This window comes from Thalassotalea profundi (genome assembly GCF_014653195.1).
In the GTDB taxonomy this organism is placed as follows: Bacteria; Pseudomonadota; Gammaproteobacteria; order Enterobacterales; family Alteromonadaceae; genus Thalassotalea_B; species Thalassotalea_B profundi.
Genome location: NZ_BNAH01000003.1, coordinates 322,404 through 335,534 on the forward strand (window position 1 = coordinate 322,404; position 13,131 = coordinate 335,534).

Sequence of the window (13,131 nt, forward strand, 5' to 3'; positions counted from 1 at the left end):
TTTAAAAATTTTTGATTAATAAGAAAAAATAACTTGATCAAGGTCAAAGAAAGGAAAAATTAAACATTTTTTTAAATAGTTAAAGCATAAAATAAATTCATACTAGCGAATTAATAATTAGTTCCGTCAACGTTATTTTAGGAGGATTAAAATGAAAAATCGTACTAAGGCTTTAATGTATGCAGCCATTATCGGCCTGATTATTGTGGCAATATTTTTAGGTTTTTTAACTAGCTTAACTAATCCTGTTTCTTGGATACTGATTTTGGTACTAATATTTATTCCAATGCTCTATAACAAAACAAAAGTAAATCAATCGCTTATTAAATGGAAAGATGAATATAGCGTTGGTATTGAAGCTATTGATAATGATCATAAAAAACTATTGAACTTACTTAACCAAGTTAATACCGCTTATGATTATGCAATGAGTGAAAGTTATGAAAAAGAAGCTCTGACTGATTTAGTCAATTACACCAAATATCACTTTGAACGTGAAGAAAAGTTAATGGCAGAAAATGACTATCCGGAACTAGAGACTCATAAACTACAGCATAAAAATATGATTGAACAAGTAGATCAATTTGTAGAACGCTATAACAAAGAAGGTCACGAGTGCTTGCATATTATTAGCGACTTTCTAACTCAATGGCTCATTAATCATATCAATGGTACTGATAAGGCTTACAGTAAACACCTCCACGACAGGGGTGTTTCATAGAAATTTTGCTTTGTTTTTTTAAACGTATTAATACAATAAAAGTGGGCTGTTATAGCCCACTGTATATTTTCCGCTTGTATTACCCCAGAAAGTAAACCTCCTCACTTTCTATACCTTGATTCAATCAAACCATTCTGGTCGACGTTTTAATAAGCAAAACGAAGTTAAGGTTTAAGCGCTGGTGTTGAAAATTTAGGAGGGGTTATCACTTTCGATGAACGACCTTCCAATTGTTCAAGCAATTCTATTACTGCACGTTCAAGCTGTGGATCTTTGCCCTCGGCTAACGATTTTGCATCTTGATAGACATTTATATCAGGTGCAATACCTTTATTTTCACCTACCCATTCATTGGCGATAGGATCAAATACAGCATTATCAGGAGCAGTTAAAGCTCCCCCATCAACTAAACGATAATGGACTGATGATTTTACTAATCCTCCCCATGTTTTAGCGCCAATTAACTTGCCTACTTTTTGTTGTCGAAATGCCCATGGAAAATAATCACCACCTGAACCAGCTAATTCATTAATCAGAAGCACTTTAGGGCCTTTTATGCCTGCAGGTAATTGTAATGGCTGACCGTCAGGTACTTCATTCGTTAAACTTGCTCGTAATTTTCTAGTCAATAAATCCACCATATAATCATCAAGTAAGCCACCGCCATTAAAGCGTTCATCAATCACAGCACCTTGTTTATCCTGTTGAGCAAAGAAATAGCGATTAAACGAAACAAAACCAGGGGTTGAGGTATTAGGTACCCAAACATAAGCTAACTTTCCACCAGACAATTGATCAACTAAACGACGATTATCTTCTACCCATGCGCGCTGTCGTAATGAATCCTCATTAGCAATGGGCTCTACAATAACTTGCCATGAATCTTTAAAGTTATCGGTTTCATTAATATAAAGCACCGTTTGTTGACCAAGAGTACCATCAAGGTATTGATATAAATTATCGTGACTGCTTACCTCTTGACCATTAATGCCAACAAGGTAATGACCATTTTCTACTTTCATTCCTGGTTGATCAAGTGGTCCTCTTAATTTTGGATTCCAGCTTTCAGTAGTAAAAATACGATCTATTTTCCAATGCTTTTTACTTGGAGAAAAATTGGCTCCTAATAAACCCGCTGTCGATTTTTCTACTTCTGGATAATCTCCACCAAAGACAAAACTGTGTCCAACAGATAGCTCACCATTTACTTGGTCTAATAAATAAGTAAGATCTGACCTGTGTCTTATATGAGCAACTTGTGGTTCATATCGAGCAAACACTTCGTTCCAATCGCGACCGTGCATATTAGGATCATAGAAATAATCACGTTGATAACGCCACGCTTCCACAAACATTTGACGCCATTCTTGCAAACGGTCTAGTTTCATTTTTAACGAAACATTAAGTGCTTTTTCTGGTTTAGCCTCTTCTTTACCTGTATCAAGAATATGCCAAGATTTTTTGATTTTTACTAATAGGCTTTTAGTGTCAGCAGAAATTTTTGCTGAGGTAACATCACTGATAAACAGTGAACTTTTGCGATCCTTTACACTGAATTTATGAAGTTTAAATGAACGATTTTTTTTATTACTCTCTGCAATAAACACTGAACCTTCAGGTCCATTAATCGTAAATTCGTAGTCTGCGGCTGGTATTGGTAGTGCAATAATACGACGCTCAATATCTTTAAAGTCTATGACGACAGGCGCTATGCTTTCAGTTTTGTTCTTATTTTCATTCTCATCGCTATTATCTGAAGATTTATCTTTATTATGCTCAGGTTCCGTAACTTTTTCTTCATCGCTACGAGCAATAAAGGGAGAGTCTTCACCTGTTGTTAAGTTAACAATATATGCCGCATATTCTGACTTAGCCCCTATGGTACTCGTATTAGCCCAACCACTTTTTAAGCCGTAATCTGTACTTGCTAAGAAATAAATATGTTTGCCGCTTTTGTCCCAGCTAGGAGATATTGAATCAGCAAATTTATTAGTTAAAGGCATAACCTTATTATTATCAGTAGACCAAATCATAATTTGGCGGAAGCTATTATTAGCCGTTTTTGAATACGCTAACCATTTAGAGTCGGGTGACCAAACTAAACCACTATCCCCCCTTTCTAAGTTATTACCCCCAACGTCTACAGTGATAATTTTCTCAGATGTTAAATCAAGTAAACGAATACGAACGTCATCATCAACAAACGCTATAAATTTTCCATCGGGTGACCATGTAGGCTCCCAAGCCATTTTTGATTCGCCAATTGAAATTGCTTTTGCCGCAGATAATCCATCTTGATCTTGTAACATCAAACGGTAACCTTTTTCACCTTGATCAGAAAACCAGGCTATTTTATCTCCTTGTGGTGACCAAAGTGGAGCACGATCAGCTGTATCAGAGCTTTGTGTGAGATTACGGGTCGAACCATGTTCAACAGGTACAGTAAAGATCTCACCTCGAGATGAAAATAACGCTCTTTTCCCTGTTGGCGATAAAGATGCTTCACTTGCTGATTTACTGACATCTTGCCATTTAGTTTCTGCCCAAGGAAAATCACCATAAATTTGAATGTTTAATTGCTGGTGTTTTTTACTTTTTACATCGTAAGTATGTAAATAACCATTTTGCTCAAATGCCAATAATTTACCGTTTGAAGCCAGTTGCTTTATATCACTCTTTTTAAAATGGGTAATTTGCTTAATTTGGTGATTTTTAGGAGTATATGACCACACGTTGGAAACCCAGTCGCGATCAGATAAAAAATACACAGTATCACCTGCCCATACAGGTTCAATATCAATAGTAGAGTCACTTGGTATTTGGGTTTCATTTAATGTTGTTAAATCAAGTAATACCAAGGGTGTATTTTGCCCTCCACGATAATTTCTCCATTCCACATCCCAGCGTGACATTCGGTCTATAACCAATTGTTTACCACTTTCAGCAAACGAGCCATTATATGCCCACTGTTCACTAACTAATTGTGACACACCACCATCACGTGGGACTGTCCATAAGCGATGATAACTTTTAGGGGCAGTTTCTCTTGCTGATGCATATAATACGGATTGTCCATCAGGCGTCCAACCTCGCGCGTAAGCTGATTTTGCATGCCATGTTAATCGCTTAATATCACTACCATCTAGTGAGACTGTATAAACAGAACTGGTTCCAGAACGATTTGAAGTGAAAGCAATGACTTTACCATCAGGGGAAAAATGAGGATCACTTTCTACAGCTGAAGTGCTAGTAACTCGACGAACCTGTTGGCCATTTAAATCAGATAACCAAATATCACCACCATAAACAAAGGTAATGTTATTATCGCTAATGCTAGGTTGCCTTAATAAGCGGCTTTCTTCTGCTTGTGATATAACAGGTAAGAATATAGTTAGAACTAATAAATATTTAAATAGTTTTTTCATTATTCATTTCTTTTTATTGATGAAACTAAAATTATTCCCCTGCGAAAGAATGGCTCTTTCATTCAATAGGTGAATGCTAACATCACTATAGCGTAAAAATTAGGCATAAAAAATTTTTTATGTTCACGCTAATGCTTTTATGATTAAAATGAAATTATCAGAACGAAAAAAGACTTAGAACAGATGCTCTAAGTCTTTGGTACAATTATTTTACTCTATTATTATATTAATAACTCAATCTAATAATAGCACCTAACCACCTATCTAAAACAAGGTGATTTTGTTGATATTTACCACATATATTTCAATTGCACTGAGCCATTAATACCAGGAGCAACTAAGCTTTCAAGTAATGGGTCTGTTGCCTCAAAACCGTTTACATTTGACCACTGCCAGTATTGACGATCTGTTAAGTTATAAATTCCTGCAGATAAGGTTAACTGTTTATCAAAATAAATATTAGCAATTAAATCAAACGTAGCATAGCCAGCCGTTTTTGCCAAAACATCGCTTGGATCATCAATATCAGACTTTGCACCAACGATATTAGCATTGAGCGCTATAGAGAGATCTTTCGTATTATTTAGCCACTGAGCTCCTAATAAAAGCGTATTAGGGTCAATATCATTTATGGGCTGATTAGTATCTTTATTCTCTCCTTTACTCCAAAATAAACTAACATAAGTATTAATACTGTCATTATCAGTAAACATATGATCAAATTTACCTTTATAATTTACTTCAGCACCAAAAATCTGCGTATTATCAATATTTTGAGATTGAAAAATAATACGTCCTACAGCAGGATCAAAACCTAAATTAACCTTAGTTTGAATAAAATCTTTGTAATCATTATAAAAAGCAACAAAATCGAATTGATGCTGTTCATTTTGATAGCTAAAACCAATTTCATAACCATCAGATGTTTCAGACTTAAGATCCGGATTAGGTATTGACCGCATTTTCATCATAGGAATATCTAAGCCAATGTTAGCATCTTCAAATGGAGGCGCTCTAAAGCCTTTAACGTATTGAATATAAACTTTACTTTCTTCACTAAGTTGGTACAGCACACTCAATTTAGGTGAAATACGATCTTCAGTAATATTAACAACAGTTGTTGCAGGGTTATCTTCTAAATAAATATCATCTGGTTTTGGCGTTAATTTGTACTTATCGTAGCGAATAGCGGGGATAAAAGTAATAGGGAAATCTGTAAATGTGATTTCATCATTCAAATAAATACCTATTTCTTTAACTTCAGAAATAGGAAAATCTCTCACTGGAAATATTTCTGAGAGGATATTGTTCGTTGAAATCCCTGTAGTGATATCGGTTTGTAAACCATCACGAGATTCTGTTGTTTTATTTTGGCTTAATTCAACACCGTAGCCAATAAGCTGTGATAATGCTTTAGATTCAACACCTGTATACAAATTAAATCGTAAGCCTTGTATATCTTGATCATAAAAGAAATCTCGATGGTATAAAAAGTCCTTACCTCTAGAGACTCTCCCTTCTTCAGTTAATTGTGTTGTTTGTGTTTTTTGATCATAAAGACGAATATTGCCGCCTTCCACCCATGGTAACTCACTAATAAAATTATAGTTTATTGAAAGGTTAGTTCGTTTAGTTTCATCATCACCCAACAGTGACGTAGTTGACGAAAATCGCTCTAAACCTAAAACAGATTGAGTATCAGACTCGGTAATACGGTTGAAATAATCATAACTAATATTAATTTCTTGTGTATCTGAAATATCATAATAATACTTAGCAAGAAACGACTCTGTCTTATTATCTTGTCTATCTTTAGCGAGTGTACCTGATAGCTTTTTATCAAGCTCATGCCCTTTACGCAAAGAGCCTGAAAACAATACACTCGACTGACCAAAAGCATAAGCAGTATTTAATGACACTGACTGACTTTCATCTATAGAATGAAAACTAGTTTTAATATCAAGATAAACTTCACTATCAGTTTGACTTAATAAATCTACAGGCTTTTTAGTCACAAAAGCAACTACACCACCGATAGCATCACTTCCATAGGTACTTGATGCCGGGCCGCGTAATATTTCAACCTGTTTGATAAGATCAGGATCTATAGTATTACGACCAGAATTCGAATAACTTCCCACACTAAACTGGTCTGCAACAGGAATTCCATCTATTTCAGTGGTCACTCGATTACCTGAAATACCTCGAATAGCAATGTTTGAGTCACCAAAACGACTCCCCGAATTTATAACATTGATACCCGCTTCATAGCGAAATAGACTTGCCATATCATGTACTAGTAACCTATCGATAGTTTCACTGTTAATAACAGATACAGCCCCAACGACATCTTGTACTTTTCTCGGCGTTTTACCGATAACCACAATAGTCTCAGCTTCTGTTTTTTCGGAAATTTCAGGGCCATTACCCGCAAACGATATACCTGCTGATAACCAAAAACTGACGATCGCTAAACTAATAAGTGACTTGTTAAACATACATTACTCCATAGCATTGTTAACTCACAAATTGAGTCATAAAATAAAAGTTTAACGAGCTTATATCCTAGTTACCTGACGTAAATAATGATCTGAGTCAAATGAATAAATGACTTAGAAGTCAATTACAATTAAGTTGATTACGCTCAAGTAAAACATGCTAATCTAGCGCTTTTATTAGTGGGATTAATTAAAAAAATGGAAATAGATTTTTTTGCAGCCTTCGTCATTGGCATTCTTGGCTCAGGTCATTGCATAGCAATGTGTGGCGGCATTACGACTATGTTATCTTCTGCGGTCAATAAAGAAACAAATGCAAGTAATAAACTCTCAATTATTTTGTCTTACAATCTAGGAAGAATAGCAACCTACTCACTTATTGGTGCAATCGCAGGGTTAACAGGGTCACTCGCCGCCAAAAATATTGGCTTTCCTGTATCAATTTTAAGAATGATCGCGGGTGTATTTCTTATTCTCTTAGGTCTCTATATTGGGCGATGGTTTATGTTACTTAATAAAGTTGAACAGTTAGGTAAAGGTATATGGAAATATCTATCGCCATTAAGTAAAAAATTTATCCCTATTGAAAAACCTAAGCAAGCCTTAGCTTTAGGAGCTATTTGGGGCTGGCTACCCTGCGGTTTAGTATATTCTACTCTAACATGGTCATTAGCAAGCGGATCATTATTATCTGGAGCAATTATTATGTTTTTCTTTGGCTTAGGTACATTACCAGCGTTAATGACTCTTTCATTTGGTGCTATTTCAATCAAATCAGTACTATTGAATAACAATTTCCGAAAAATAATGGCACTTTTGTTAATTATTTATGGGATTGTAACGTTAAAATTTGCATCTGACATGATGTTCTAATAACATCGCTATTAAATAGTTTAGTTGCTTTTATACTGGGATAACATGTCTACTAATCAATGCTCAGGACAACAACATATCCACTGCCAAAACTGCAGTATCAGTGAGTTATGCCTACCATATTCATTAAATGATCAAGAATTAGAAGAACTTGATAATATAATTGATCGTAAACGTCCGATTCATAAAGGTGATCAGCTGTTTCAAGATGGCGAAAGAATGCAGTCTTTATTTGCTATTCGTTCTGGTACATTCAAAACATTTACTGTTGATGAGCACGGAGAAGAACAAATTACAGGGTTTCATCTAGCGGGTGATTTATTAGGTTTTGACGCAATAGCATCATCAACTCATCCCAGCTTTGCTAAAGCGCTAGAAACCTCTATGGTATGTGAAATACCTTATGACACCCTAGATAATCTTTCAAATTCAGTTCCTAAACTTAAAAAGCAAATCTTACGAATGATGAGTACAGAAATTCGTGCAGATCAAGAAATGTTAACATTACTTAATCGTAAAAATGCAGAACAACGTTTAGCTACATTTATCAGCGCTTTAAGCATTCGTTACCATGCTCGTGGATTATCATCATCAGAATTTAGGCTCTCAATGACACGAAGTGATATCGGTAATTATATAGGCTTAACAGTAGAAACCATTAGTCGCTTGCTTAATAGGTTTCATAAAAGTGGCATAATTCAGGTCGAGGGAAAATTGATCAAAATACTTGATGCTGAAAAGTTAAGAGAATGTGCTGCAATTTAGCCATCTAATACAAAAGACTACTAATAGTGTTATTTAATTGATTTAAAACAAAATATTAAATGCTTTTTTGATGCATTATCATTGTAGGGCTACACTATTATTAAGTAGACAACTTAACTTAAGAGGCTAATCATGGAAAAATATCAAAAAATACTCACTATATTTGATCCTACTACGGAAGATCAAAAAGCCTTCGAACGTTCTATAGAACTCGCTAAAAAAACGAATGCGACAATTACCGCCTTTCTTAGTATATATGACTTTTCTTATGAGATGACGACAATGCTCTCTAGTGAAGAACGTGAAGCCATGAGAGCTTCTGTCATAAAAGATCGTGAATTATGGATTGCTGAAAAAATTGCAGCTGTTGATAACGAAGGGTTAATTATCGATAGTAAGGTTATTTGGCATAATCGTCCATTCGAACCAATCATTGAACAGGTTATAAACGAAGGTTATGACATTGTTATTAAGGGAACCCACGAACATGACAAACTTAAAGCCGTAATATTTACCCCAACAGATTGGCACATATTGCGTAAATGCCCCTGCCCTGTTTTATTAGTTAAAGATCATTCATGGCCGAAAGATGGTAATATTCTAGCTGCAATTAACGTGGGCAGTGACGAAGAAGAACATATATCACTTAATAAAATAATCACAGAAGAAGCCCTCAACTTAGCAAAATTGATTGATGCAAACGTACATTTGGTAAATTCATTTCCTGGTACCCCCGTTAATATAGCCATAGAAATACCTGAATTTAATGCCAATGAATATAATGAATCGATGTTAAACCATCATCAAACAGCAATGGCAGCACATGCTAAAGAATTTAATATAGACTCTAACAATACGCATGTATCTGAAGGGTTACCTGAAGATGTTATTCAAAATAAAGCATTATCATTAGATGCTGAGTTAGTAATTCTTGGGACTATTGGGCGTACAGGGCTTTCAGCCGCTTTAATAGGTAATACCGCTGAACATGTGATTGATGGTTTAAATTGTGATGTATTAGCTTTAAAACCAGAGGGTTATACCTCCCCATTAGCAATGTAATAAACCTTTTTATTCAAACATTCAATAATATATTTAAAGCAAGGTTACTACTTTAACCTTGCTTTAAATATCTTTGCGCACTTTCTCCGCCCTCTAATGTTTTAACGACTCTCACTATTATTACTTATCACAAGCGTGAATAACCTTTATAATGCAGCACAAATTAATAGCCCTCTCAGTGTATGCGTACTAAAGATATTGGTAAATAATATGGTGCTGGAAAACAAACAACAAAAATCAGTTAAAATAAATAAACTACAAAAGAAACTGCGGAGTAAAGTAGGTAAAGCCATCGCTGATTATAATATGATTGAGCATGGAGATGTAGTTATGGCCGCTATAAGCGGAGGTAAAGATTCTTTTGTAATGCTTGATATCTTGTTGCATCTTCAACATGTTGCCCCTATAAAATTCGAAGTCGTCGCAGTCAATCTTGATCAAAAACAACCAGGATTCCCTGAAGAAATTCTACCTAACTATTTAAAGCAAAAAGGTATTGATTACTACATTGTAGATAAAGACACCTATTCTGTAGTTAAAGAAAAAGTTCCTGAAGGGAAAACAACCTGTTCTTTGTGCTCGCGACTTAGAAGAGGATCATTGTATGGTTTTGCGGAAAAAATTGGCGCAACCAAAATAGCCCTAGGTCATCATATGGACGACATTGTTGAAACCTTGCTTATGAATATGTTTAATAATGCAAAGTTGAAAGCTATGCCGCCCAAGCTGCTCAGTGACGACAAACGTAATATCATCATTCGACCACTTGCCTATTGCAGAGAGAAAGATATCGCGCAATTAGCAGAGATTAATGACTACCCGATCATCCCTTGTAATCTCTGCGGCTCACAAGAGAATTTACAAAGAAAGAAAATAAAGGCAATGTTAACTACTTGGGATATTGAGTCTCCTGGTCGTGTAGAAAGTGTTTTTAAGAGTACTCAAAGTGTTAGTCTTTCTCAATTGTCTGATACAAATCTATACGATTTTTCGACTCTCGCCATTGATAGAACTGCTTTGCCAAAAGAGCATGAATTCGGTGGAGCTGAAATATCTTCGTCAAACTTAATCGACATAAAAAATATAGAAATTGTAGATGCTTCTTAATCAACATATTTTGAACAGAGCCCGTCTTTACAGTCATAGTAGCTATTTAAAAACAAGTTTACATTTTGATTAACTTTGTCGATCGAGAACATCGACAAGGTGGATTACCCTAGCTTTTGTACTTTAAACTAAGGTAGGTCAACTAGGGCTTCGACTGTTGCCACGCACGAGTCCTGAAATGACTGCTAGCTTGAACGTGATAAACGTTCAAGCATTTTAAATCAATAGGAAGATACCCCGAGCATTAAAATATAGCCCATGTAACTCTTTTCTAATAGCTATTAATATGAATTAAAAAAACATTGAAAACCTTCAAGCTCATAAACTCTATGTTTTAATGAGAGACTACACAACTAAAATAACAAATCCAGATGACAAAAGACAATATAAATGATAATTTGATAGGGTTTTTCTCTTTATTTGGACTTCCCAGATTTCACTAGACAGTTTGTAATTCAGAAAAATATGCTTCCTCAAATTTAGTAGGTGAAACACCGCCTGTATGTGAGTGACGCTTTTTAGGATTGTGAAACATCTCTCTAAAATTAAATATCTCAGCTTTCGCATCATTACGTGTTGAGTATATCTTTCGTTTAATTATTTGCTTTTTAATCGTAGCAAAAAAACTTTCAGCCACCGCATTATCATGATAATTTCCTGCTCGGCTCATTGATGGAACAAGATTGTGCTCTTTCATAAATGCTAAGTAATCAGCACTGCCATATTGACTACCTTGATCACTATGTACCATCACCTCAGCTTTGGGTTGTCGCTGATAAACCGCCATGAGCAATGCCCTAATCACTAAATGCTTATCCATATTTTTATCCATCGACCAACCGACAATGCGCCTAGAAAATAAATCCATGACTGTTGCCACATACAAAAAACCTTCATAGGTTCTAACATAGGTAATGTCGCTCACCCACGTTTGATTTGGCGCTGGAGGATTAAATTGGCGAGCTAACAGGTTATCTGCAATACGAGATGTTTTACCGCCTTTAATATGACGACGTTTATAGCCTATTTGCGCTTTGAGTTTATTCTGTCGCATGATCTTAGCTACTCGATTAACACTGCATTGCTCACCAGCTTCACGTAAATCTGCGTGTATCCAAGGACTGCCGTAAGTACCACCACTAGCCACATAGAACGCTTTAATTAGCTTGAGCAAACGATTATCTTCGATTGCTCTGTTACTTAAGGGCTTTTTTCATGCATAAAAGCCACTGCGATGTAGCTTAAAAAGGCGACACATAGCTTTGACAGAAAATTCATCTTGGTGATCTCGGATGAAGCAGTACTTTACTCGGGGTTGCAGGCAAAGTACCTTGCGGCCTTTTTTAGAATGTCCCGTTCCTCCGTGACGCGTTTTAATTCAGCCTCAAGTTTAGCGATCCTAAGTTGTTCATCTGATGACTTAACTGGTTTTGGTTTATCTGATAACTGGCTGCGCCAGTGATATAACGTTTTGGTACAAATATCTAGCCGTTCTGAAACTTCAGCAACTGAATAACCACGTTCTGTGATTTGCTTAACTGCTTCAATTTTAAATTCTTGGGTATACCGTTTGCCTTTGCTCATAAACACCTCTAGTTGAAGTTACAATGTAACTCATTGGGTGTCTAGTAAAGTCTGGGAAGTCCATTTTGACTATAAAGTAGCTTTAGTATATATTTTGAAATTATTAAGTGTAATGAAATATAAGGATATAAAATGAAAAAGCTATCATCTATAGTGATTGGTTTGGTTTTAGCTGTGGCTAATACACAAGCCCAAGCTTATCAAAGTGCAGGAGATAAATTATCTCTGTTAGTGGAAGACTCATTTAATTGTAGTAGATCATCTACGATAACTATAGACAGTATGTTTGGTAATCAATATAGCGTTCTACCATTTCTCTTTAATAAGAATGTCTGCATCTATAATATCGACGCCAAAAAATCAGTGAACACGAACCAATTAAGCACAAATGAAGAAGTGTTTAAGATGGTTGATCGTTATACTACAGCAATAAAGAATATTGACAGTAATGAAGATCGATTAAATTTCGTTAAGTTATTTTTAGAAAAAGCATCGAGAAAACACTTTATTACGGAGAGTATGTTAAAAAAAGATGACTCTATAGTTGTATCTGTTTGGGGAAAAAGAAACAACGGTAAATTATCAGGAGAAATCTTAAAATTAATTGATCGAAGCGACGTTGAACAGTATCAAATTAATAATTCTGACCTCTCAAATTCTGAACCCTCGGAAGTAAATGCCGATGAAATACAAAAACTTGTTAATTATGTAATAAACGGTAAAAAAAAATTCATACTTAAAAGCTAGTTCAGAAACTGGCTTATTATTTAATGGAGCCTCTTTTAAAGCCCGTTTAAGGACCAATCACGTGCTTTCAAGAACGTCATTTTCTGAGATATTTCCGACTTGAATCATTTAGTTCACCGGTTTTTTTAACTTCAATTTCAAACCTAAAATTAAATTACATGATGAATCGACTGGTAAATCATTACCTAAATTTCACATTGTTTCGCACCAATCCCAATGACTTTCCGTCAAAAAGTCATTATCCCTACGAATAGCAAAAGTGGCAGTTTGATCTTCCCCCGATTTTGTAGACCTCTAGCTTCCAGTTAAAAACTGGTTTTCATACTCATCAGGTGACACATGACCAAGG

The 13,131-nt window shown here is 35.4% G+C and carries 8 protein-coding genes and 1 pseudogene; 6 read left to right on the forward strand and 3 right to left on the reverse strand.

Annotated features, from left to right (window positions below; translation table 11 throughout):
• The first annotated feature begins 151 nt into the window (after positions 1-151).
• Positions 152-721, forward strand: coding sequence for a bacteriohemerythrin (locus IE155_RS05470; protein ID WP_189377111.1), 570 nt, complete (start codon positions 152-154; stop codon positions 719-721).
• A 164-nt stretch (positions 722-885) separates the two neighbouring features.
• Here the strand turns inward: IE155_RS05470 and IE155_RS05475 are convergent, their stop codons facing one another.
• Both IE155_RS05475 and IE155_RS05480 read right to left on the reverse strand, forming a co-directional pair.
• Positions 886-4,146, reverse strand: a complete 3,261-nt coding sequence (locus IE155_RS05475; RefSeq protein ID WP_189377113.1) for a S41 family peptidase — start codon at positions 4,144-4,146, stop codon at positions 886-888.
• A 290-nt stretch (positions 4,147-4,436) separates the two neighbouring features.
• A complete protein-coding gene (locus IE155_RS05480; protein ID WP_189377114.1) occupies positions 4,437-6,644 on the reverse strand; it encodes a TonB-dependent hemoglobin/transferrin/lactoferrin family receptor in 2,208 nt (735 codons plus the stop codon).
• A 198-nt stretch (positions 6,645-6,842) separates the two neighbouring features.
• On the opposite strand from IE155_RS05480, the gene IE155_RS05485 reads away from it, so the two are divergent.
• The 4 genes from IE155_RS05485 to ttcA all read left to right on the forward strand — a co-directional run bounded on the left by IE155_RS05485 (position 6,843) and on the right by ttcA (position 10,451).
• Positions 6,843-7,517 (forward strand): sulfite exporter TauE/SafE family protein, encoded by a 675-nt coding sequence (locus IE155_RS05485; RefSeq protein ID WP_189377115.1) that lies wholly within the window; start codon positions 6,843-6,845, stop codon positions 7,515-7,517.
• A 45-nt stretch (positions 7,518-7,562) separates the two neighbouring features.
• Positions 7,563-8,282 (forward strand): fumarate/nitrate reduction transcriptional regulator Fnr, encoded by a 720-nt coding sequence (gene fnr / locus IE155_RS05490; protein ID WP_189377117.1) that lies wholly within the window; start codon positions 7,563-7,565, stop codon positions 8,280-8,282.
• 132 nt (positions 8,283-8,414) lie between these two features.
• Positions 8,415-9,344: a universal stress protein UspE gene (uspE, locus tag IE155_RS05495; protein WP_189377119.1), complete on the forward strand. Its 930-nt coding sequence runs from the start codon at positions 8,415-8,417 to the stop codon at positions 9,342-9,344.
• Positions 9,345-9,554: 210 nt separating this feature from the next.
• On the forward strand, positions 9,555-10,451 hold the full coding sequence (gene ttcA / locus IE155_RS05500) for a tRNA 2-thiocytidine(32) synthetase TtcA (RefSeq protein ID WP_189377120.1): 897 nt from the start codon (positions 9,555-9,557) through the stop codon (positions 10,449-10,451).
• 439 nt (positions 10,452-10,890) lie between these two features.
• Here the strand turns inward: ttcA and IE155_RS05505 are convergent.
• Positions 10,891-12,035, reverse strand: a pseudogene (locus IE155_RS05505) (IS3 family transposase).
• A gap of 132 nt (positions 12,036-12,167) precedes the next feature.
• On the opposite strand from IE155_RS05505, the gene IE155_RS05510 reads away from it, so the two are divergent.
• Positions 12,168-12,782, forward strand: a complete 615-nt coding sequence (locus tag IE155_RS05510) for a hypothetical protein (protein ID WP_189377122.1) — start codon at positions 12,168-12,170, stop codon at positions 12,780-12,782.
• The last annotated feature ends 349 nt before the right edge of the window (positions 12,783-13,131 follow it).